The organism is Parapedobacter koreensis, from assembly GCF_900109365.1.
Taxonomy (GTDB): domain Bacteria; phylum Bacteroidota; class Bacteroidia; order Sphingobacteriales; family Sphingobacteriaceae; genus Parapedobacter; species Parapedobacter koreensis.
The window spans coordinates 827,276-848,053 of the sequence record NZ_FNZR01000001.1 but is presented as its reverse complement, the minus strand read 5'-3'; the positions used below and the strand labels follow the sequence as shown (position 1 = coordinate 848,053).

The following is a 20,778-nucleotide window of genomic DNA, read 5'->3' as shown; positions in this document are numbered from 1 at the left end:
CGTTTGATTTCCTTTGTCTATGTGGGTTAATTTGATATTTTTGAGACGATTACGGGAAAAGCTAAAAATTATAAGGCTAATCGATGAAAAAAATCTTGGTGATCGAAGATGAAGCACATGTTGTCTCATTTATAAATAAAGGGCTGTCAGAAGAGGGGTTTGAGGTCAGTGTGGCTTTTGACGGTAATACAGGACTGCAAATGGCCCGTTCAACGGCGTTTGACTTAGTGATTTTGGACGTGATGCTACCGGACACGAACGGCATCGCGGTATGCAAATCCATTCGGGAAGCGAATGTGCATATTCCCATACTTTTTTTAACGGCATTAGGTACTTCGGAGAACGTGGTAATGGGTTTGGAGGCCGGGGCAGATGACTATCTTGTCAAACCATTTAAATTTATCGAGTTGGTAGCCCGTGTGCGTTCGTTGTTGAGGCGAGCTGCCCAGGCTGGGAATATCGCCGTAGATCCACAAGAGGATTATGTATTCCGCGTGGCCGATCTTGTCCTCAATGATTACACCAAAACGCTGGCACGCAATGGCGATCAGATTTCGCTGACAACAACGGAGTACCGGATGATGTATTTTTTTCTCCAGAACAAAAATAAGGTATTGTCGCGGGCAGATATTCTGGAAAACGTATGGGGCGTCAATTTCGATATGGGTACCAATGTGGTGGATGTTTATGTGAATTACCTCAGGAAAAAAATTGATAAGGTGCCCGGTCGAAAATTGATACACACGGTCATCGGGATGGGATATGTGCTGCGGGAATCCTGATTTTTCATACCCATGAGGACCAATCTGATGAATACGCAAACGAAGATAGCCAGTATGCTTATCGTTGCTTTTCTTGCAATCATCATGCTGTTTAGCGGATGGGTATATCTTTCCATACCTGGTTTTTTACATGACTACTATTACGATGTGCTGGAGATCAGAGCCCTTGCTGCTGGTAAAATGGAGTTGGATAAAGATGAGCGGGGGCTGAATGACCTGAGAAGTGTGTTTTCTGAAAAGTTGATGCATGAACAGGATTATTTCTTCAAAATTGACGTGGCGAAGGATTATAGGCAGGAGGCAGATAGCTTGGATATACCGCTTTCTTTCTTCGAAGCCGTGCTTAGCGAACATAATGCACGCCATCAAGACAACCAACTGTTCTATGTGGGGATAGTTTATTCGAGCAAACAGGGAGACTATATTGTTATCTCCCAAGCGCAGGATTACTTCGAAGAAAACTTTGTGGCCTACTTGAAAAAGACATTGGTGGCAGCTATTATCATTGCGTTTTGCGTGTCTCTTTTCATCGCTGTATATTACTCAAGATATATTTTCAAACCGCTTCGGGAAATTACCGAAAAAGTCCAGCAGATTAGTTCTGAAAATCTGCATCTCCGGCTTGATTCCCGAAACAGCAATGATGAGATGGACGAACTGATTCACACGTTCAATGACATGCTCAATCGTATTGAAACCGCTTTTGAAACGCAAAATAATTTCATCAGCAACGCCTCCCATGAATTGCGTACGCCCTTAACAGCGATCATCGGGGAGGCGGACGTCGTACTATCAAAAGAACGGACAGCAAAGGAATATGTGGAGTCTATCAAGATTATGTTGGAAGAAGCGGAGAAACTCGACGCAAAAACCAATGCGCTGCTGTCGCTTGCACAGACTGGCTTTAATGGCAAAATACAGCGATTTGAACGCCTTCGTATCGATCAGCTGATTTGGGACGTGAAGAATACGGTAGAAAAACTTAATCCAGAGAGCAATCTGCATATTGATATGAGCTTGTTGCCCGAGGACCCTACCAAACTTAAAATAAGGGGTAATGAACAACTACTTCACCTTGCGCTAGCTAATATTATTGCGAATGCCTGCAAATATTCGAACAATCGGAAAGTCAGTGTGTCTCTGGGGGCGTCCGACGATCACGTGGTAATTGTTGTAAAGGATAGGGGGATAGGGATACCGCCAGACGAGTTAAAATATATTTATGATCCCTTCTTCCGTGCATCCAATACCAAGAACTATGCAGGTTACGGTATTGGGCTACCATTGACAAGAAATATCATAAAAATGCACCAAGGGAAAATAAGTGTGTCGTCCTTACAAGATGGCGGGACAACCGTTCAACTGACCATCCCTGCTTGGCGCCGGAATGCCGAGTAATCCAGGTTTTCTCTTTTCTTATCTTTTTTTAATCTTCATGTGTGATTTCTAATGAGGTTTTAATGGTGGTTTTAAGCCAGTCTAATGCCCGTGATCTAATTTTGTTGCAGCGATTGGATTAAATTATTTATTAAAATCAAAATGTAATGGAAAAATACTTATTAATCCCCACTGATTTTACTATTGAATCATTAAATGTTGTAAAATCAGTGCTGAATGACAGGCCTTATGACTGTAAGTACCATATTGTTCTGCTGCATGGCGTTCAACTATCAGACTCAATCACGGATTTACTATTTTATTCGAAGGCTAAGGCGCTCGAAACGTTGAGCAGCCGAGCATTTGATGAGGCCTGTGGGGTTATCAAAAATAAATACGCGTCGGGTATCGCCTCCATGCGGGTCGACTTGTTTAATGGAGCTACACAGGCGGCATTCGACGGCTATTTGTCCGGCAACCGGATTGATGAGATTTACATCCCGGGAAGGTATCGACTTCGTAAACGAAGCGGAAAGAGTGTTGATATCCTTTCTTATATACGGAAATGTAGAAAACCTGTGAAATTGATCGACTGGAACATGGGAGTCATTCTACCAGAGAAGGGAAGTTTAGCAGAAATATTCTATAATGAAGCCACGGCTAGCTAGCAGATTTGCATGATGAAGCGATTGTCGGCAATTTACATCGGCGTGTTTGCGTTGACGCTGATGGGCTTTACTTGGATGATACGTTCGGTTACCAATCCCGAGCAGCTGATTATAGGCGAGTGGAAAGAAACCGGCTGGGTGTATGAGCGGCTCAATAAAGTAGGAGACGAGGAAAAAGTAAACCTACAGGGAAACCGACACGGCAATTTGGTGCTTCATAAGGCAGAGATATGGTCTTTCCTGCCAAAAGGGCGGTTGCAACTGCAGAAGAGCGGCGGTAGGGATGAGACTATTGGATGGGCGATAAAAGGGCGAGGAAATATATTGGAAATCAAATATAATAATGGACATAAGGAGCAGTACGACCTCTCACAACTGGTAGCCGACCGGATGGTGCTGAATTTTGAGCTGGATACGCAGGTGAAAGGGTTAGCCAAATTGACGTTCGAGCGGTTATAAGTACAAGCTTTATTTAAGTGCTAAATTAGAAATCGGTATTACTATGCTTCGTAAATTCAGCAATAGCAGGACATTGGGAGACAATATTAAACTCGGGACACTTACTGCGTTCTCGGCCGGGATGGTCAATGTGGTGTCATTGTTGCTATTCCTTTCGTTCAGTTCCAACGTGACCGGGTACTATGCAATATTGGCGGCAGAGATTGTCAAAGGCAATTGGTACCAAACAGCGATAGTGTTCGCTTGGATTTTTCTTTTCTTTTTCGGTGGTTTCGTTGCCAACTTCATGGTGATACACTTTAATAAGCAGAATAAATACTTTGCCCACTCATTACCTGTTTCGCTTGAAATACTTTGCATGCTTGCAGTCGGTTTTTATGGCGATTTTTTTTATCAGGAGACGCTTTTCGAAACCGAGATTTTGCTCGCGTTGATGCTCTTCGCGATGGGCTTACAAAATGGCCTTACAGCCAGTATATCGAATTTTGCTGTGAAAACTACCCATCTTACTGGTACAACCACGGACTTAGGGGTACTGTTCTCCATGTTTACTAAGGAAGAGTTTCGGTCGAATCCTGTGCTCAAAGGGAGGGCTTGGTTATTGGGTTCAATCATGCTTTCTTATGTCGCTGGGGCGATCGTTGCAGGAATCGCCTATTTCCATATCGGGTTTAAGTTGTTTTATGTCATCAGCCTATTTCTGGTAGTGGTCATCGGTTACGATGCATATAAAATCCGTTTAGTGCGCTATCATTGGAATTCGAGTCGAAAGAAATACCATCGGGCGAGGACAAATGATAAACATCAACGATTGGTAGGAGCACCTGCTCCTGATTTGGAAGAAGAACGGACGGCTTGTTAAAAAAGGGTTACTGACGGATTCATAATTTTTCGTATGTAAACGTTTGCGCTTTTCGGTTAAACGTTTATTTTTGGACGTAATTTAAGCAATGATTACACCATAAATAAACGGGTTATGATAGGATCTTTTTCAAAAAAAGCGGGATTTATGCTGATAGGGGTGTCGCTGGTCATCACAGCATGCCAAAATCAACCAGCTGGAACCACCACCGGTTTACAACTTAGTCATGAATTTATAGTTCAACAGCTTGACGACGCTGTAGCTCAGATTAAGGTATTGGCGGACAGCGTGCCTGCTGATCGGATGCCGCGCACCTTTCAGGGCGATACGATTGTGACGTCAGATACACGGTGGTGGACTTCTGGATTTTATCCTGGTTCATTGCTATACCTTTATGAGCATTCCGGCGATGAGCAATTGCTCCAATTGGCGAAAGATAAGTTGCGTATCCTTGAAAAAGAACAGCATAATAAAGGCACACATGATCTTGGCTTTATGCTGTATTGCAGTTTTGGTAACGCGCTGAGGCTTACAGGTGATACAGCCACCTATAAAACGATATTGCTCACCGGTGCCGAATCGCTAATAAGCCGTTATAATCCTACCGTCAAAGCTATCCGCTCATGGGAAGGATGGACTTACCCCGTCATCATTGATAACATGATGAACCTGGAGTTTCTCGCGCAGGCTTCCACGCTGAGTGGCGACCCAAAGTATCGTGATATCGCAATGACCCATGCCAACACCACGATTAAGAACCATTATCGTCCGGACTACAGCTCTTACCATGTGATTGACTACAATCCGGAAGATGGCAGCATCGTGGCGAAGAAAACAGCGCAAGGTGCATATGATGAGTCGGCATGGGCGCGGGGTCAGGCATGGGGGCTTTATGGTTATATTATGATGTATCGGGAAACAGGGGATGTTACGTACCTTGATTTTGCAAAACATGTCGCTGCATTTATATTAAACCATCCCAACATGCCGGAAGATTTGGTGCCATATTGGGATTTCAATGCGCCAGATCTAACTGCAGATAGTCCGTATGCTGCCAATTACAAAACCAATCGTGATGCTTCCACGGCGACCGTTCTGGCTTCGGCGCTGATTGAATTGAGCACCCATACCGAAAACGAGGAGCATGCAGACTATATGGTTAAAGCAGAACATATCCTCAAAAATCTTTCCACTGCGCCTTATAAAGCTGAAATTGGTACAAACGGTGGATTTATCCTGAAGTATAGCGTAGGCTCCATCCCACATGGTAGTGAAATCGATGTGCCACTTACCTATGCCGATTATTATTATATTGAAGCTTTGATACGATACAAACGATTGTTGGAAGGAAAACCTTTCTCCGGAGAGAAAATTAAAAAATAATTCACTAACTATTTGATACTTAAAGTAAGTTTTCTATCTTTGCCGTCCCTTTTAAGGGGATGGTATGTCTTGAGCGAAGCCCTACTGCTTCGATGGACGTTAATAGATTAATAGAAACATGTCAGGAATTATTGGAAAAAAAGTAGGAATGACCAGCATTTATGACGCTGACGGGAAGAACATTCCCTGTACGGTGATCGAAGCTGGCCCGTGCGTGGTAACGCAGATACGCACGGAAGAAAAAGATGGCTATTCCGCTATTCAACTTGCTTTTGATGAAGCAAAAGAGAAGAACACAACGGCCTCTTTGAAAGGGCACTTCGCAAAAGCGGAGACTACGCCTAAGCGTAAATTGGTAGAATTTAAAACCTTCCCCGACGAGAAAACCCTCGGTGACTTGGTGACTGTTTCCATTTTTGAAGAAGGCGAATACGTAGACGTCGTCGGCACTTCCAAAGGAAAAGGTTTTCAAGGTGTCATGAAGCGCCATGGCTTCGGTGGTGTTGGTGGGGCTACCCACGGGCAACACAACCGCCTGCGCGCGCCTGGTTCATTAGGTGCATCATCATGGCCCTCACGCGTATTTAAAGGTATGCGCATGGCTGGCCGTACAGGGGGTGACCGCGTAAAGATTCAAAACCTGCAAGTGCTGAAGGTTTATGAGGATCAAAACTTGATCGTGGTCAGTGGTTCTATCCCCGGAGCCAAAGGTTCATACGTAATCGTAGATAAATAAGGAGATGGAAGTTAACGTTTTAAATATATCAGGTAAAGAGACAGGTGCCAAGGTGCAACTTCCTGAATCGGTATTTGGGGTAGAACCCAATGACCACGCGATTTACTTGGATGTGAAGCAATACCTCGCTAATCAGCGTCAAGGTACGCACAAGTCCAAGCAACGTAATGAAATTGCTGGCTCTACGCGCAAGCTACATAAACAAAAAGGAACGGGTGGTGCTCGTGCAGGCAGCATCAAATCCCCATTGTTTAACGGTGGTGGTCGTATCTTCGGTCCGCAGCCTCGTGACTATAGTTTTAAGCTCAATAAAAAGCTGAAGGCGTTGGCACGTAAATCAGCGTTGAGCTACAAAGCCAAGGACAATAACATTGTGGTATTGGACGAAGTGAACTTCGATTCCATTAAAACCAAAAACTATGTGAACTTGGTGAATAGCCTAAACATCGCCAACGAAAAAACCTTATTGGTTTTACCTGCGCAAGACAACAACGTTTATTTATCAAGCAGAAATCTGAAAAAAGCGAAAGTAATCACCGCCGGTGAACTGAACACGTATGATGTGTTGAATGCTGGCAAGCTTTTGTTGACCACAGCTTCTGTTAAAACCTTGGAGGAGGCATTTGCCAAGTAGTAATATGGAAATTATCAAGAAACCCGTATTGACTGAGAAAGCATCATTGCTTACGGAAAAATTGAACCGTTATGCTTTCAAAGTGGACCACAGGGCAAACAAGATACAAATCAAACAAGCCGTGGAACAAATGTTCGGCGTGACAGTAGTAGCCGTGAATACCATGGTTATAGCTGGTAAGGCGAAAAATCGCTATACAAAGGCAGGGTTTGTATCGGGAAGAACCCCGAAATATAAAAAGGCCATCATCACAATCAAAGATGGTGAAACGATTGACTTTTACAGTACTATATAATTAGAAATGGCAGTTAAAAGATTCAAACCGGTTACCCCTGGTACTCGTTTCAGAGTAGGAGGAGACTATTCGGATATCACCACCAACGTTCCTGAGAAGTCGTTGGTCGTGAAGATCAAGAAGTCAGGAGGTAGGAATAATTCCGGTAAAATGACTATGCGTTACATCGGTGGGGGACATAAAAAAGCATACCGATTGATAGATTTTAAACGCGATAAGAAAGATATCCCCGCAAAAGTTGCCACAATAGAATATGATCCCAACCGTTCTGCACGTATTGCATTGTTGCATTATGTGGATGGTGAGAAACGCTACATCATAGCGCCTGAGGGATTGAAAGTAGGGCAAACGCTTGTATCCGGTGATACTGTCGCTCCCGAAATCGGCAACACCTTGCCATTGCAAAACATTCCTTTGGGTTCGATTATTCATAACATTGAGTTGAACCCAGGCCAAGGCGGTACCATTGCGCGCAGTGCCGGCACTTATGCCCAACTGTCTGCGCGCGACGGAAAGTATGCCATTATTAAATTGCCATCTGGCGAAACCCGCTTGATCCTGGCGACTTGTCTGGCGACCATCGGTTCGGTATCCAATGCGGAAAAAGCCAATGAAGTATTGGGTAAAGCCGGACGGAAACGCCACTTGGGCCGTCGTCCACGCGTACGTGGTGTAGCTATGAACCCGGTCGATCACCCCATGGGTGGTGGTGAAGGTCGTGCATCCGGTGGACACCCACGGTCACGTAAAGGGTTGCTGGCCAAAGGTTACAAAACCCGTAGTAAGAAAAAGGCATCGAATCGTTACATCATTGAGAGAAGGAAGAAATAATGGCTCGTTCAATTAAAAAAGGTCCTTATATCGACCACAACTTAGAAAGAAAAGTTCTTTCTATGAATGAAATAAACAAAAAATCGGTAATCAAGACGTGGTCTCGTAGATCCATGATTTCACCTGATTTTGTTGGTCATACCTTCGCAGTGCACAACGGCAATAAATTTATTCCCGTATATGTAACGGAAAATATGGTAGGTCATAAGCTCGGTGAATTTGCGCCTACGCGTACATTCCGGGGTCACGCAGAAAAGAAAAAATAATTAGGCATGGAAGCAACACGAAAACTCAAAAAGTCTGTTATCATTAAACAGCGCAAAGAGCAGGAAAAGGCTCAAGTAGGAGGAGCTTCTACTGCCAAATTAGTAAACTGCCCTACCTCGCCGCGTAAGATGCGCTTGGTCGTCGATCTTATCCGTGGCGAAAAGGTGGAACATGCTTTGTATATCCTCAAGCATACCAACAAGGAAGCAGCGATCCGTGTGGAGAAACTGTTGCTCTCAGCTATCAAAAACTGGGAAGCAAAAAATGAAGACAAGTCTGTGGAAGAAAGCGGATTATTTGTGAAGGAAGCTTTCGTAGATGGCGGGCGTCAATTGAAAAGATTGCGTCCTGCACCGCAAGGCCGGGGATACCGCATTCGCAAACGTTCGAACCACGTTACCTTGGTGATAGACAGCAAGAATAACGTAGCACAAAACTAATTTATCAAGTAATGGGACAAAAAGCAAATCCAATAGGTAACAGGTTAGGAATCATCAAAGGTTGGGATTCCAACTGGTTCGGGGGCAAGAACTATTCCGATAAATTAGTTGAGGACGAAAAGATAAGAAAATACTTGTCGGTTCGTATCGCCAAAGGTGGTGTAGCCAAGGTAGTTATTGAGCGTACATTGAAACGCATTACAGTAACTATCCACACTGCGCGTCCTGGAATCGTTATCGGTAAAGGGGGCCAAGAGGTGGACAAAATTAAGGAAGAGTTGAAGAAACTGACGAAAAAAGATGTTCAAATCAACATTTTCGAGATTAAGCGCCCGGAACTGGAGGCTCATTTGGTAGCGGAAGGTGTTGCTAAACAACTCGAAGCACGCATCTCTTTCCGCCGCGCAATGAAGACAGCCATCGCATCAACGATGCGTATGGGTGCAGAAGGAATCAAAATCATGTGTTCTGGTCGTCTCGGCGGCGCTGAAATGGCCCGCACTGAGCAATATAAGGAAGGACGGATTCCCTTGCATACGTTCCGTGCAGACATTGACTATGCATTGGTGGAAGCATTGACCACTTATGGTAAAATCGGTGTGAAAGTATGGATATGTAAGGGTGAAGTCTACGGAAAGCGTGATTTGTCGCCCAATGTTGGACAGACGTCAGGCGTGAAGCAACGTACGGAAGGCGGCCCAAGTGATTTCCGCGGTGATAACCGTCGGGGCGGGGGTGATCGCCGTGGTGGTGACCAACGTCGAGGTGGTGGTGACCAACGCCGTGGTGGTGGCGGCGAACAACGCCGTGGCAATGATCAACGTCGTGGCGGAGCACCTGGACAACAACGCAGCGGTGGGAACCGTGGCGGCCAAAACAGGAGAGGTTAAGTTATTTTTTAGATTTAGATGACAACTGCGATAGGCAGTGTTAATTAAGATACGAACATGTTACAGCCAAAAAGGACAAAGTTCAGAAAGATGCAGAAAGGCCGCATGAAAGGCAACGCTACCCGCGGGTCGGAGTTGGCCTTCGGTTCTTTCGGTATCAAATCAATGGAGCCGGCATGGATTACCAGCCGTCAGATTGAAGCGGCCCGTATTGCGGTTACCCGTTATATGAAACGTGAAGGTCAAGTATGGATTCGCGTTTTTCCGGATAAACCCGTGACCAAGAAGCCAGCGGAAGTACGGATGGGTAAAGGTAAAGGTGCTCCCGAGTATTGGGTTGCGGTAGTACGTCCTGGACGTATGTTATTTGAAGCAGAAGGTGTACCGTTGGAAGTGGCCAAGGAAGCCTTGCGCCTCGCCGCACAGAAGTTACCTGTGCAAACGAAGTTTGTGATACGTAGGGACTACGTGTAAGCATAGACGTAACTGGCGCTGTCTGCCATTGGTCTTGCCGCCGTTACCGGCAAGCCGCCTCGGGGTATTAACCGTGGAAGTACGCTGATGGGGACATCCAGTAAAACAATAAATAGAAATGAAAAATTCAGAAATTGTAGAATTGTCAACGGGGGACTTGATAGCCAAAATCGCTGAAGAGAAGGCTGCCCTCACCAAATTGAAGTTTGCTCATGCTGTTTCAGCAATAGAGAACCCCAATCGGATCAAATATACGCGCAAAACCATTGCACGTCTATTAACCGAATTGACGAAGCGTAAGCATGCTGAGAAGGCGGCCAACGCTGCTAATGAAACAGCCGCTGAGGCATAAAAATCAACGTCGGAAATGGAAAGAAATTTAAGAAAAACAAGGATCGGCTTGGTAGTGAGCAACAAAATGGACAAGTCCATCGTGGTGGCTGTAGAACGTAAAGTGAAGCACCCCATTTATGGAAAGTTCGTGAAGAAGACTACCAAATTTAAGGCTCATGACGAAAACAATACGTGCGGTATCGGCGACACAGTATTGATCATGGAAACGCGTCCGCTGAGTAAGACCAAAAATTGGCGTTTAGTAGAAATTTTAGAAAGGGCTAAGTAACATGGTACAACAGGAATCAAGACTCAATGTGGCCGACAATAGTGGAGCTAAGGAAGTATTAGTGATCCGTGTATTGGGCGGTACCGGCAAGCGTTATGCATCGATTGGAGACAAGATCGTTGTTACCGTGAAAAGTGCTTTGCCTTCAGGGAACGTAAAGAAAGGAACCGTTTCTAAAGCAGTGGTCGTAAGGACGAAGAAGGAAATCCGACGTAAGGATGGATCGTATATACGCTTCGACGACAATGCCGCTGTATTGTTGAATAATCAGGATGAACCCCGCGGAACACGTATCTTTGGCCCAGTAGCTCGGGAATTGCGTGAAAAGCAGTTCATGAAAATTGTATCATTAGCACCGGAGGTATTATAATCATGGGACAGACAAAGACATCGACACATAAGATTAAAATCCGAACGGGAGATTTGGTAAAGGTCATTTCTGGCAATTCCAAAGGATCCCAAGGTAAGGTGTTGGAGGTATTTATAGCCGAAAATAGGGCTATTGTAGAGGGAGTGAATATTGTAAAGAAGCACACTAAACCGAGTGCTGCCAATCCTAATGGAGGCATTATCGAGAAGGAAGCTCCTATCCACATTTCCAATCTCGCTTATATCGATCCTAAAAGCGGTAAACCAACCCGCGTTGGACGTAAAGTGACTGAAGTAAACGGCAAGAAAAAAATCGTTCGCGTAGCGAAAAAATCAGGGGAGGTGATTGACTAATGGCATATGTACCAAGATTAAAGGCTAAGTATAAGGAGGAAATCCGTACTGCGCTAAAAGAAAAATTTGAATATAAGAGCGTCATGCAGGTTCCGAAGCTCGAAAAGATTGCTGTGAGCCAAGGCATCGGTGCTGCAACTTCTGACAAGAAGTTGATTGACAATGCAATCAATGAAATGACCATGATTACAGGTCAAAAAGCTGTAGCTACCCGGTCAAAGAAAGACGTCTCCAATTTTAAGCTCCGCAAAGGAATGCCAATAGGTGTACGGGTGACGCTCCGGGATAGTAAAATGTATGAGTTCCTTGACCGGCTGGTTGCGGTGGCACTTCCCCGTATTCGTGATTTCAGAGGAATCAACGATAAGGGTTTTGATGGAAGGGGTAACTATACGTTGGGTATTACAGAGCAAATCATTTTCCCGGAGATTGATATTGATAAAATCAATAAAATCCAAGGGATGGATATTACCTTTGTAACCAGTGCAAAGACTGACGTCGAAGCATTGGAATTGTTGAAACAATTTGGATTACCATTCAAGAATCAAAATACAGTAACTAATGGCTAAAGAAGGAATTAAAGCACGCGAGATAAAACGCGCTAAACTGGTAGCAAAGTATGCAGAAAAACGCGCGGCCCTAAAGGCAGCCGGTGATTATGTTGCACTTGATAAGTTGCCAAAGAATGCGTCGCCTGTGCGTTTGCACAACCGCTGCAAATTGACCGGACGTCCAAAAGGCTATATGCGCCAGTTTGGCATTTCACGGGTGACGTTTCGTGAAATGGCTGTGGCCGGGAAAATCCCAGGAGTGAAGAAAGCTTCCTGGTAAGATAAGAGTCGGGAGTCGCAAGTTGAGCGTAGCGGTTTGTTGCCGAAAGCTGATGACCGAATGTGAGAAAAAAAGAATTTTTAACAGGTAATAGGTCCTAAAGCCACGGTGGCCGAAGGAAACCGTTATCACAAATGAATACCATAAATGAATACAGATCCAATAGCGGATTACCTTACCCGAGTAAGGAATGCCATTAAGGCCAACCATAGGGTTGTAGAAATTCCTGCATCAAACCTTAAAAAAGAGATCACGAAAGTACTCTTTGATAAGGGCTACATTACGAATTACAAATTCGATGAAGACACCGTACAAGGTACTATCAAAATTGCATTGAAGTATCACCCGGTGAGCAAAGTCCCGGCAATCCGCACCTTGAAACGTGTGAGCAAACCTGGTCTGAGGAAATATGCAGGAGTGGATGACATGCCGCGTGTGTTGAATGGCTTAGGAATCGCTATCCTTTCAACTTCGAAAGGTGTAATGACCGACAAAGAAGCCCGTCTTCAGAATGTTGGTGGCGAGGTTTTATGTTACGTATATTAATCAGGAGGAACACACAAGATGTCAAGAATTGGAAAAGCACCTATCGCTATCCCCGCTGGGGTGACGATTACGATATCGGATAAAAACTTAGTGACCGTAAAGGGGCCGAAAGGTGAATTAACGCAACAGGTTGATAAAGATATCACCGTAGGACAGGAAAACGGTCAGTTGTTGGTAAAGCGCCCTACGGATCAGAAAAGGCATAAAGCGCTTCATGGCTTGTATCGCTCGCTGCTGAATAACATGGTCATTGGCGTTACCGAGGGTTACAAAACTATTCAAGAATTGGTAGGGGTTGGTTATCGCGCCAATGCGCAAGGAACTACCCTTGATCTTACACTCGGATTTTCACACCAAGTTGTACTCATTCTCCCAAAAGAGGTGAAGGTAACGACGACGGCCGAAAAAGGAAAGAATCCTACCATTACATTGGAGTCTATAGACAAACAATTGCTGGGACAGGTTGCCGCTAAGATCCGATCATTGCGCGCACCAGAACCATATAAAGGAAAAGGTATTAAGTTTGCTGGTGAGCAGTTGAGGAGAAAAGCAGGCAAATCAGCATCTAAAAAATAGTAACGATCATGGCAGGAAAAAAAGTATCGCGTAGGGAGCGTATCAAAAAGGGGATTAGGAAACATCTATCCGGATCGCCGGAACGCCCACGCTTGTCTGTATATAGAAGCAATAAGGGGATCTATGCTCAGGTGATTGATGACAAAGCTGGAGTGACATTGGTTTCGGCGTCATCTTTAGCTAAAGATTTTTCGGCATCAGGCAACAAAGTTGAGCAGTCTAAGGCTGTTGGAAAGTTGATAGCTGAGAAAGCGTTGGCAGCCGGAATTAGTAAAGTAGTTTTTGACCGTAACGGATATTTGTACCATGGACGGGTGAAGTCACTTGCCGAAGGTGCCCGTGAAGCTGGTTTGGATTTTTAATCATCGAGAACATGTCATTAAGCAATATAAAACGAGTAAAATCGAGCGAAATCGAATTGAAGGATCGCTTGGTGAGTATCCAACGGGTAGCTAAGGTAACCAAGGGTGGCCGTACATTTAGCTTTTCAGCCATTGTGGTTGTCGGCGATGAGAATGGAGTGGTAGGCTATGGCCTTGGAAAAGCCAAGGAAGTTACGGAAGCCATTACCAAAGGGATTGATGATGCCAAGAAAAACTTAATCAAAGTGCCTATTATCAAAGGCACCGTGCCCCATGAGCAAAATGGCAAGTTTTCTGGAGGCAATGTGTTGATTAAACCTGCGGTACATGGTACAGGTGTATTAGCGGGTGGTGCGATGCGCGCTGTTCTGGAAAGTGCTGGCGTAACGGATGTATTGGCTAAGTCACTGGGGTCATCTAACCCGCATAACGTAGTAAAGGCAACCATTGATGCGTTGCTGAAGATGCGTGATGCTTATACGGTGGCTCAGCAACGTGGTGTTGATTTAAATAAGGTATTTAACGGATAACTGTCATGGCAAAGATCAAAATTACGCAAATCAAGAGTATCATTGATAGAAGTGAGCGCCAAAAGCAGACCATGAAAGCATTGGGCCTCCGCAAAATCAATCATACCATCGAGGTAGAAGCAACTCCATCGATTATCGGTATGGTGCGTAAGGTGAATCACCTTATCGCAATAGAAGAAGTATAATTACGTTTAATCGTTGTACCTGTATAGTGAAAGCGAAGGTATGACACAATATCAGATTCAGATGAATTTAAGTAATCTAAAACCCGCAAAAGGATCAATTAAAAGTAAGAAACGCATAGGCCGTGGTACAGGATCTGGTCGTGGCGGTACGTCTACGCGGGGACATAAGGGAGCGCAATCCCGTTCTGGGCATACTTCAAAAGTAGGTTTCGAAGGTGGGCAGATGCCTTTGCAACGCCGCGTGCCTAAATTTGGTTTTAAAAATCCTAACCGCATTGAGTATGTTGGGATCAATTTGGACGTGCTTCAGGGATTGGTCGAAAAATTTGAATTGTCTATTATAGACTTCGAAACGCTAAAATCGCATGGATTGGTTTCCAAAAATGATTTGGTGAAAATTTTAGGTAGGGGAGAACTAACGTCTAAGATAGAAGTAAAGGCGCATGCGTTTTCTGCTACTGCACAGCAAGCGATTGAAGCTGTTGGGGGTTCGATTGTAAAACTTTAATACATGAAGAAGCTAATCACAACCTTAACCAATATTTGGAAGATCGATGATCTGAGGACGCGTATATTGAATACGCTTCTATTCCTTTTGATCTATCGTGTTGGATGCCACATCGTGTTGCCCGGTGTCAATCCTGCTGCGCTTCAGCATGAAGCAAAGGAAGGATTGCTTGGCTTGCTCGATATGTTTGCTGGGGGATCTTTTTCCCGGTCGGCGATATTCGCATTGGGTGTAATGCCTTATATCTCGGCGTCTATTGTGGTTCAATTGCTTGGAATAGCAGTACCGTATTTCCAAAAAATGCAGAAAGAAGGTGAAAGCGGTAGAAAAAAGATGAACCAGATTACCCGGTATCTTACGTTAGCTATCACGTTGGTACAGTCTATCGCCTATGTCCGCACACAAATTGATGGCGGAGCCAAGATGATTGCAGACCCTATGTTTACCATATTAACTGCTTTTGTTTTGACGGCAGGAACACTCTTTGTCATGTGGTTGGGCGAAAAGATTACCGACAAGGGTATCGGAAACGGTATCTCATTGATTATCATGACTGGGATTATTGCCCAACTGCCTAGCGGTATTACAGCTGAATGGTTTTCCAGAATGAGTACTGGTGGAGGAGGTCCTATCCCCTTATTGTTGGAGTTTATAGCCTTGTTTTTTGTTGTGATTTTCACTATTCTTATTGTGCAAGGCGTACGCAAAATACCGGTGCAATATGCAAAGAAAATTGTTGGTAATAAGCAATACGGTGGTGTCAGACAGTATATACCGTTGAAAGTAAATGCTGCAGGGGTAATGCCGATTATCTTTGCACAGGCCATTATGTTTGTGCCGATGAGCCTTAGCCAGTTTTTTCCAGATTTACAGTCATCTTTCCTGACGTCGTTGAGCAACTATACATCCGTAGCATATAACGTAACTTTTGCTGTCTTGATCATCGCATTTACGTTTTTCTATACGGCTATCATGGTCAATCCACAGCAGATGTCCGAAGACATGAAAAAGAATGGTGGGTTTATCCCCGGCGTAAAGCCCGGACAGGCTACTAATTTTTATATAGACAGCGTGATATCAAAGATCACGTTACCTGGAGCGATTTTCTTAGCTGTTATTGCCATCTTGCCTGCAATTGCTAGTTTATTCGGCGTGAATAACCAGTTTGCTCATTTTTACGGCGGGACATCGTTACTTATTTTAGTAGGCGTTGTATTGGATACATTACAACAAATTGAAAGCCATCTATTAATGCGTCACTATGATGGGCTGATGAAGACCGGCCGCATAAAAGGACGTACTCCTGTGGCTTCCGGCCCCACCCAATCGGTGATATAACCTCCATGTCTAAAGTATACTATAAGTCGGCCGAGGATATTGAACAACTGCGAAAGTCAGCTACAGTGCTTTCGCAGTTGCTTGGTGAAATAGCCAAGGAGATCAAACCGGGGATTACCACCCTATCTTTGGATAAGTTGGCTTATGACTATATCCATGATCATGGTGGTCGGCCAGCTTTTTTGAATTACAACGGATTTCCTAATTCGTTATGTATTTCAGTGAATGATCAGATTGTTCATGGTATTCCAAGCAATTATGAGCTTCGGGATAGTGATATTGTGTCTGTGGATGGTGGAGTTGATTTGAATAATTTCATCAGCGATTCGGCATATACGTTTGCTGTAGGTGAAGTGAGGCCAGAGGTAGAACAACTTCTCCGCGTGACATTGGAGTCGCTTAATTTGGCTATCAAACAGGCTGTTGTAGGGAAGCGAGTAGGCGATATAGCCTATACGGTACAAGAACATGTAAACCAATATGGCTATGGTATCGTTCGTGAGTTGGTAGGTCATGGGGTGGGATACAAACTTCATGAAAAACCGGAAGTTCCTAATTATGGGAAACGGGGTACGGGAACCAAGTTGGAAATGGGATTAGTCATCTGTATAGAGCCCATGATTAATATGGGCAAGGCAGGCGTGAAATTTTGGGATGATGGGTGGACAGTAAGCACAAGTGATGGTAAGCCTTCAGCCCATTATGAGCATATGGTGGCCGTACGCAAAGGGACACCGGACGTATTGACTACTTTTGCTTATATTGAAGAAGTTTTGAATAAAAGGGGTTGATATTCAATTTTTTTGCTTATCTTTGCATCCCTGTTTGTGCAGGGGCATAATTAGATAATAATCAAGACTATATGGCTAAACAAGCCTCAATTGAACAAGACGGGGTTATTAAGGAAGCACTTTCCAATGCGATGTTTCGTGTGGAGTTAGAGAATGGGCATGAAATCATCGCTCATATTTCAGGAAAAATGCGCATGCACTACATCAAGATTTTGCCAGGTGATCGTGTAAAATTGGAAATGTCTCCTTATGATTTAACAAAAGGAAGAATAACGTATCGATATAAATAAAGAGGAAGCAACAGTGCTTCGTTAGTAATATAAGATCATGAAAGTCAGAGCATCCATCAAGAAGCGTAGCGCGGATTGTAAGATTATCCGTCGCAAAGGCAAGGTATTTGTAATCAACAAGAAGAACCCGAAATTTAAGCAACGGCAGGGATAGGGAATCGTAAATCACTAAAATAGTATATGGCACGGATTGCAGGTATAGATTTACCTAAAAACAAAAGAGGCGAGATAGGCCTCACATACATTTACGGGATCGGCCGCTCGACGGCACAACGTATTTTGACAAAAGCAGGCATCGATTTTGATGTCAAGGTACAGGATTGGGATGATGACCAATTAGCGGCCATTCGTGCCGTGATCAACGATGAGATTAAAGTGGAGGGTGCGCTCCGTTCGGAAGTGCAGTTGAATATCAAACGCTTGATGGACATTGGTTGTTACCGTGGGCTTCGCCACCGTAAGCACTTGCCAGTTCGAGGCCAACGGACAAAGAATAACTCACGTACCCGCAAAGGGAAACGTAAGACTGTCGCAAATAAGAAAAAAGCTACTAAATAATAATTGAGAAGAGACAATGGCTAAGAGTAAAAAAGTAAGCAAGAAGCGTATTGTTGTCATTGAGGCGGTTGGCCAGGCACACATAAACGCTACTTTTAATAATATCATCGTTACGCTTACCAACAATCAAGGACAGACCATATCTTGGTCAAGTGCTGGCAAAATGGGTTTTAAGGGCTCTAAGAAAAATACTCCTTATGCTGCTTCTCAAGCAGCCTCTGATTGCGGCAAAGTAGCACATGATTTAGGATTACGCAAAGTGGAAGTATTCGTAAAAGGTCCTGGTGCAGGGCGCGAATCTGCTATCCGGACATTGCAAAATTCGGGTATTGAGGTGATGGCTATTAAGGACATTACGCCGCTACCGCACAACGGTTGCCGTCCACCAAAACGTAGGAGAGTATAATACAATTTTTTAAAGCTAAGATTCGTCAGCTATAGGCTGAACGATACTTTAAAACCAACAACTATATGGCGAGATATACAGGACCAAAGTCCAAAATTGCCCGTAAATTTAGAGAACCTATTTTCGGGCCTGACAAAGCACTGGAACGTAAAAACTATCCTCCAGGGCAGCATGGGGTTTCAAAACGCAGGGGTAAACAATCTGAATATGCCGTTCAATTGCTTGAAAAACAAAAAGCAAAATATACTTACGGTGTTTTGGAGCGTCAATTTGCTAACCTGTTTGCTAAAGCTTCTTCCAAACATGGAATCACCGGTGAGGTATTCTTGAAACTTTTGGAAGCTCGGCTAGACAATACCGTTTATCGTTTGGGAATTGCCCCTACCCGTTCTGCGGCTAGGCAATTGGTAGGCCACAAGCACATTACTGTAAATGGGGAAGTGGTAAACATCCCTTCATACAGCCTTCGTCCCGGCGATATCATTGCTGTGCGCGAACGTTCTAAATCTCTTGAAGCTATTACGAATGCCGTAGCTGGCCGGAAAATAAATAAATTTAGCTGGTTGGAGTGGGATGCGAATGAATTAAAAGGTAAGTTTCTGAATTATCCAGAACGTACCGAGATCCCTGAAAACATCAAGGAAAACTTAATTGTCGAGTTATACTCCAAATAAGTAACGACTACAAAAAGCATAGCCTGCAATGGTTATGCTATTTCTGTGGTTTGGCATTTTTTGTAAACAAACATTAAGAATAAGTAAATGGCAATCTTAGCATTTCAAAGACCTGATAAAGTTATCATGCAGAAATCAACGGATTTCGATGGCACGTTTGAATTTCGTCCATTAGAGCCGGGTTTCGGTGTGACCATCGGTAATGCTTTACGCCGTATTCTATTGTCCTCGCTTGAAGGATATGCAATTACGTCGGTTCGTTTCTCAGGTGTATCACACGAGTTTTCTACCATTAAGGGTGTCGTGGAGGATGTTACCGAGATTATTCTGAACCTGAAGCAGGTTCGCTTCAAGAAAACCGGAGAAATGGGTGATTCTGAAAAAATCTTTATGGTTGTCAATGGACAAGATCAGCTGACTGCCGGGGATATCACCAATTTCTCTAACAACTTTACCGTGTTGAATCCTGATTTGGTGATCTGCAATATGGAAAGCTCCGTTACCCTCGAATTGGAACTCAATGTGACAAAAGGGCGTGGGTATATTAATGCAGAGGAAAATAAGGTTGTAGACGGGCCTGTTGGTCTTATTGCGGTGGATTCGATTTTTACGCCGATAAAAAACGTAAAATACACAATCGAGAATTATCGCGTAGAGCAGAAGACAGACTACGAAAAGTTGTTGTTGGACATATCAACCGATGGGTCTATTCATCCGGAAGATGCGTTGAAAGAAGCTGCGAAAATCCTTATACAGCACTTCATGCTATTCTCAGATGAGAATATGTTGCTTGAATCACAAGCCAAGGAAGAGACGAAAGTGGTGGATGAGGAGATCCTGCATATGCGTAAAATTTTAAAGACCGAATTGGTGGATTTAGATTTATCTGTACGTGCACTTAACTGCCTAAAAGCAGCAGATATCCGTACGCTAGCCGAATTAGTAACGTATGATGTGGCGGATATGCTCAAATTCAGGAACTTCGGTAAAAAATCATTGAGCGAGATCCAAGAGTTAGTAAAATCTAAGGGGTTGTCATTTGGAATGAACTTGTCCAAATACAAGCTTGATGAAGAATAATAAATAATTAGCGACCTGTTGCATAATTCCCCCCGATAATAGTAATAGTAGGGGACGGTATGCACAAATTTTAAAGAAAAATGAGACACGGAAAGAAAATTAACCATTTAGGCCGCACAGCAAGTCATCGCAAAGCGATGTTGGCAAACATGGCCACTTCGCTGATTAAGCACAAGCGTATTACCACTACGTTGGCCAAAGCTAAGGCATTGCGCCAGTATGTGGAGCCATTGATTACCAAATCCAAAGAGGACACTACGCATTCACGTCGGACCGTATTCAGTTATTTGCAGGACAAGGAAGCAGTGACCATATTGTTTCGGGAGATTTCTGAAAAGGTAGCCAATCGCCCGGGCGGGTATACACGTATTATCAAGTTGGAAAACCGTTTGGGGGACAACTCCGAAATGGCATTTATCGAATTGGTTGATTACAATGAGGTGTACAAGAAAGATGGAGTTGCAACCGAACGTAAATCTACGCGACGACGTGGTGGTAAGCGAAAAGCTGATGCAGGAGCTACTGAAACGGTCGTTGCCGAACCAGTAGAAGTTGAATCTCCGGCTGCATCGGAAGAGGCAGTTGCCGAAGCAACTGATGTGCAAGAAAACACCACAGAAACGGAAGAAACTCCAAAAGAAGATAAGAAAGAGGATTAAG

Annotated in this window: 35 protein-coding genes; all 35 read left to right on the top strand. The window is 44.0% G+C overall.

All coding sequences use genetic code 11. The features are described from left to right. The first annotated feature begins 83 nt into the window (after positions 1 to 83). The 35 genes from BMW65_RS03570 (at position 84) to rplQ (ending at position 20,777) form a co-directional block, all read left to right on the top strand. Positions 84 to 782: a response regulator transcription factor gene (locus BMW65_RS03570; protein WP_090602783.1), complete on the top strand. Its 699-nt coding sequence runs from the start codon at positions 84 to 86 to the stop codon at positions 780 to 782. A 12-nt stretch (positions 783 to 794) separates the two neighbouring features. Next, positions 795 to 2,180 carry a HAMP domain-containing sensor histidine kinase gene (locus tag BMW65_RS03565; protein WP_090602781.1) on the top strand — a complete coding sequence of 462 codons (1,386 nt, stop codon included), beginning with the start codon at positions 795 to 797 and terminating at the stop codon, positions 2,178 to 2,180. A 146-nt stretch (positions 2,181 to 2,326) separates the two neighbouring features. Then, positions 2,327 to 2,827, top strand: a complete 501-nt coding sequence (locus BMW65_RS03560) for a hypothetical protein (protein WP_090602780.1) — start codon at positions 2,327 to 2,329, stop codon at positions 2,825 to 2,827. 9 nt (positions 2,828 to 2,836) lie between these two features. Beyond that, positions 2,837 to 3,286 carry a hypothetical protein gene (locus BMW65_RS03555; RefSeq protein WP_143053784.1) on the top strand — a complete coding sequence of 150 codons (450 nt, stop codon included), beginning with the start codon at positions 2,837 to 2,839 and terminating at the stop codon, positions 3,284 to 3,286. Between the two features lie 43 nt (positions 3,287 to 3,329). Beyond that, entirely contained in the window at positions 3,330 to 4,148 is an 819-nt protein-coding gene (locus tag BMW65_RS03550) for a YoaK family protein (RefSeq protein WP_090602777.1), read from the top strand. A gap of 114 nt (positions 4,149 to 4,262) precedes the next feature. Then, positions 4,263 to 5,531: a glycoside hydrolase family 88 protein gene (locus BMW65_RS03545; RefSeq protein WP_245747478.1), complete on the top strand. Its 1,269-nt coding sequence runs from the start codon at positions 4,263 to 4,265 to the stop codon at positions 5,529 to 5,531. A 118-nt stretch (positions 5,532 to 5,649) separates the two neighbouring features. Further along, positions 5,650 to 6,267, top strand: a complete 618-nt coding sequence (rplC, locus tag BMW65_RS03540; RefSeq protein ID WP_090602775.1) for a 50S ribosomal protein L3 — start codon at positions 5,650 to 5,652, stop codon at positions 6,265 to 6,267. Between the two features lie 4 nt (positions 6,268 to 6,271). After that, entirely contained in the window at positions 6,272 to 6,901 is a 630-nt protein-coding gene (gene rplD / locus BMW65_RS03535; RefSeq protein ID WP_090602773.1) for a 50S ribosomal protein L4, read from the top strand. A 4-nt stretch (positions 6,902 to 6,905) separates the two neighbouring features. Beyond that, positions 6,906 to 7,196, top strand: a complete 291-nt coding sequence (rplW, locus tag BMW65_RS03530) for a 50S ribosomal protein L23 (protein WP_090602772.1) — start codon at positions 6,906 to 6,908, stop codon at positions 7,194 to 7,196. Between the two features lie 6 nt (positions 7,197 to 7,202). Further along, on the top strand, positions 7,203 to 8,027 hold the full coding sequence (rplB, locus tag BMW65_RS03525; RefSeq protein ID WP_090602770.1) for a 50S ribosomal protein L2: 825 nt from the start codon (positions 7,203 to 7,205) through the stop codon (positions 8,025 to 8,027). Then, the gene (gene rpsS, locus BMW65_RS03520) at positions 8,027 to 8,293 is read left to right on the top strand and encodes a 30S ribosomal protein S19 (protein ID WP_090602769.1); all 267 of its coding nucleotides are present in this window, start codon (positions 8,027 to 8,029) and stop codon (positions 8,291 to 8,293) included. The genes rplB and rpsS overlap by 1 nt, the downstream gene beginning before the upstream one ends. A 6-nt stretch (positions 8,294 to 8,299) precedes the next feature. Beyond that, positions 8,300 to 8,734: a 50S ribosomal protein L22 gene (rplV, locus tag BMW65_RS03515; RefSeq protein ID WP_090602767.1), complete on the top strand. Its 435-nt coding sequence runs from the start codon at positions 8,300 to 8,302 to the stop codon at positions 8,732 to 8,734. A gap of 11 nt (positions 8,735 to 8,745) precedes the next feature. Then, on the top strand, positions 8,746 to 9,624 hold the full coding sequence (gene rpsC, locus BMW65_RS03510; RefSeq protein WP_090602766.1) for a 30S ribosomal protein S3: 879 nt from the start codon (positions 8,746 to 8,748) through the stop codon (positions 9,622 to 9,624). A 57-nt stretch (positions 9,625 to 9,681) separates the two neighbouring features. Then, positions 9,682 to 10,098, top strand: a complete 417-nt coding sequence (rplP, locus tag BMW65_RS03505; protein WP_079714790.1) for a 50S ribosomal protein L16 — start codon at positions 9,682 to 9,684, stop codon at positions 10,096 to 10,098. 118 nt (positions 10,099 to 10,216) lie between these two features. Next, on the top strand, positions 10,217 to 10,450 hold the full coding sequence (gene rpmC, locus BMW65_RS03500) for a 50S ribosomal protein L29 (RefSeq protein WP_090602764.1): 234 nt from the start codon (positions 10,217 to 10,219) through the stop codon (positions 10,448 to 10,450). 15 nt (positions 10,451 to 10,465) lie between these two features. After that, positions 10,466 to 10,720 carry a 30S ribosomal protein S17 gene (gene rpsQ, locus BMW65_RS03495; RefSeq protein ID WP_079714792.1) on the top strand — a complete coding sequence of 85 codons (255 nt, stop codon included), beginning with the start codon at positions 10,466 to 10,468 and terminating at the stop codon, positions 10,718 to 10,720. 1 nt (position 10,721) lies between these two features. Then, positions 10,722 to 11,090, top strand: coding sequence for a 50S ribosomal protein L14 (rplN, locus tag BMW65_RS03490; RefSeq protein ID WP_073405786.1), 369 nt, complete (start codon positions 10,722 to 10,724; stop codon positions 11,088 to 11,090). Between the two features lie 2 nt (positions 11,091 to 11,092). Then, entirely contained in the window at positions 11,093 to 11,443 is a 351-nt protein-coding gene (gene rplX, locus BMW65_RS03485; protein WP_090602762.1) for a 50S ribosomal protein L24, read from the top strand. Next, the gene (gene rplE, locus BMW65_RS03480) at positions 11,443 to 12,012 is read left to right on the top strand and encodes a 50S ribosomal protein L5 (RefSeq protein ID WP_090602760.1); all 570 of its coding nucleotides are present in this window, start codon (positions 11,443 to 11,445) and stop codon (positions 12,010 to 12,012) included. Before rplX ends, rplE begins: the two co-directional genes overlap by 1 nt. After that, positions 12,005 to 12,274, top strand: a complete 270-nt coding sequence (gene rpsN / locus BMW65_RS03475; protein ID WP_090602759.1) for a 30S ribosomal protein S14 — start codon at positions 12,005 to 12,007, stop codon at positions 12,272 to 12,274. The genes rplE and rpsN overlap by 8 nt, the downstream gene beginning before the upstream one ends. 147 nt (positions 12,275 to 12,421) lie before the next feature. Beyond that, positions 12,422 to 12,820 carry a 30S ribosomal protein S8 gene (gene rpsH / locus BMW65_RS03470; protein ID WP_090602757.1) on the top strand — a complete coding sequence of 133 codons (399 nt, stop codon included), beginning with the start codon at positions 12,422 to 12,424 and terminating at the stop codon, positions 12,818 to 12,820. An 18-nt stretch (positions 12,821 to 12,838) separates the two neighbouring features. After that, on the top strand, positions 12,839 to 13,396 hold the full coding sequence (gene rplF, locus BMW65_RS03465) for a 50S ribosomal protein L6 (RefSeq protein WP_090602755.1): 558 nt from the start codon (positions 12,839 to 12,841) through the stop codon (positions 13,394 to 13,396). Between the two features lie 8 nt (positions 13,397 to 13,404). Beyond that, positions 13,405 to 13,758 carry a 50S ribosomal protein L18 gene (gene rplR, locus BMW65_RS03460; RefSeq protein WP_090602753.1) on the top strand — a complete coding sequence of 118 codons (354 nt, stop codon included), beginning with the start codon at positions 13,405 to 13,407 and terminating at the stop codon, positions 13,756 to 13,758. A gap of 11 nt (positions 13,759 to 13,769) precedes the next feature. Beyond that, positions 13,770 to 14,288, top strand: a complete 519-nt coding sequence (gene rpsE, locus BMW65_RS03455) for a 30S ribosomal protein S5 (protein ID WP_090602752.1) — start codon at positions 13,770 to 13,772, stop codon at positions 14,286 to 14,288. Positions 14,289 to 14,293: 5 nt separating this feature from the next. Next, positions 14,294 to 14,473 carry a 50S ribosomal protein L30 gene (gene rpmD / locus BMW65_RS03450; protein WP_090602751.1) on the top strand — a complete coding sequence of 60 codons (180 nt, stop codon included), beginning with the start codon at positions 14,294 to 14,296 and terminating at the stop codon, positions 14,471 to 14,473. Positions 14,474 to 14,534: 61 nt separating this feature from the next. Further along, on the top strand, positions 14,535 to 14,981 hold the full coding sequence (gene rplO, locus BMW65_RS03445) for a 50S ribosomal protein L15 (RefSeq protein ID WP_090602998.1): 447 nt from the start codon (positions 14,535 to 14,537) through the stop codon (positions 14,979 to 14,981). Positions 14,982 to 14,984: 3 nt separating this feature from the next. Further along, positions 14,985 to 16,319 carry a preprotein translocase subunit SecY gene (secY, locus tag BMW65_RS03440; RefSeq protein WP_090602750.1) on the top strand — a complete coding sequence of 445 codons (1,335 nt, stop codon included), beginning with the start codon at positions 14,985 to 14,987 and terminating at the stop codon, positions 16,317 to 16,319. Between the two features lie 5 nt (positions 16,320 to 16,324). Continuing rightward, positions 16,325 to 17,110: a type I methionyl aminopeptidase gene (gene map / locus BMW65_RS03435; RefSeq protein WP_090602748.1), complete on the top strand. Its 786-nt coding sequence runs from the start codon at positions 16,325 to 16,327 to the stop codon at positions 17,108 to 17,110. Between the two features lie 71 nt (positions 17,111 to 17,181). Then, on the top strand, positions 17,182 to 17,400 hold the full coding sequence (infA, locus tag BMW65_RS03430) for a translation initiation factor IF-1 (RefSeq protein ID WP_013665023.1): 219 nt from the start codon (positions 17,182 to 17,184) through the stop codon (positions 17,398 to 17,400). Between the two features lie 37 nt (positions 17,401 to 17,437). After that, a complete protein-coding gene (gene ykgO / locus BMW65_RS03425) occupies positions 17,438 to 17,554 on the top strand; it encodes a type B 50S ribosomal protein L36 (RefSeq protein WP_013665024.1) in 117 nt (38 codons plus the stop codon). A 26-nt stretch (positions 17,555 to 17,580) separates the two neighbouring features. Then, the gene (gene rpsM, locus BMW65_RS03420; protein WP_090602746.1) at positions 17,581 to 17,958 is read left to right on the top strand and encodes a 30S ribosomal protein S13; all 378 of its coding nucleotides are present in this window, start codon (positions 17,581 to 17,583) and stop codon (positions 17,956 to 17,958) included. A 16-nt stretch (positions 17,959 to 17,974) separates the two neighbouring features. Then, entirely contained in the window at positions 17,975 to 18,364 is a 390-nt protein-coding gene (gene rpsK / locus BMW65_RS03415) for a 30S ribosomal protein S11 (protein WP_090602744.1), read from the top strand. A 65-nt stretch (positions 18,365 to 18,429) separates the two neighbouring features. After that, the gene (rpsD, locus tag BMW65_RS03410; RefSeq protein ID WP_090602742.1) at positions 18,430 to 19,038 is read left to right on the top strand and encodes a 30S ribosomal protein S4; all 609 of its coding nucleotides are present in this window, start codon (positions 18,430 to 18,432) and stop codon (positions 19,036 to 19,038) included. Between the two features lie 87 nt (positions 19,039 to 19,125). After that, positions 19,126 to 20,118, top strand: a complete 993-nt coding sequence (locus BMW65_RS03405) for a DNA-directed RNA polymerase subunit alpha (RefSeq protein WP_090602741.1) — start codon at positions 19,126 to 19,128, stop codon at positions 20,116 to 20,118. Positions 20,119 to 20,198: 80 nt separating this feature from the next. Continuing rightward, a complete protein-coding gene (gene rplQ / locus BMW65_RS03400) occupies positions 20,199 to 20,777 on the top strand; it encodes a 50S ribosomal protein L17 (protein WP_090602739.1) in 579 nt (192 codons plus the stop codon). Position 20,778: the final 1 nt, after the last annotated feature.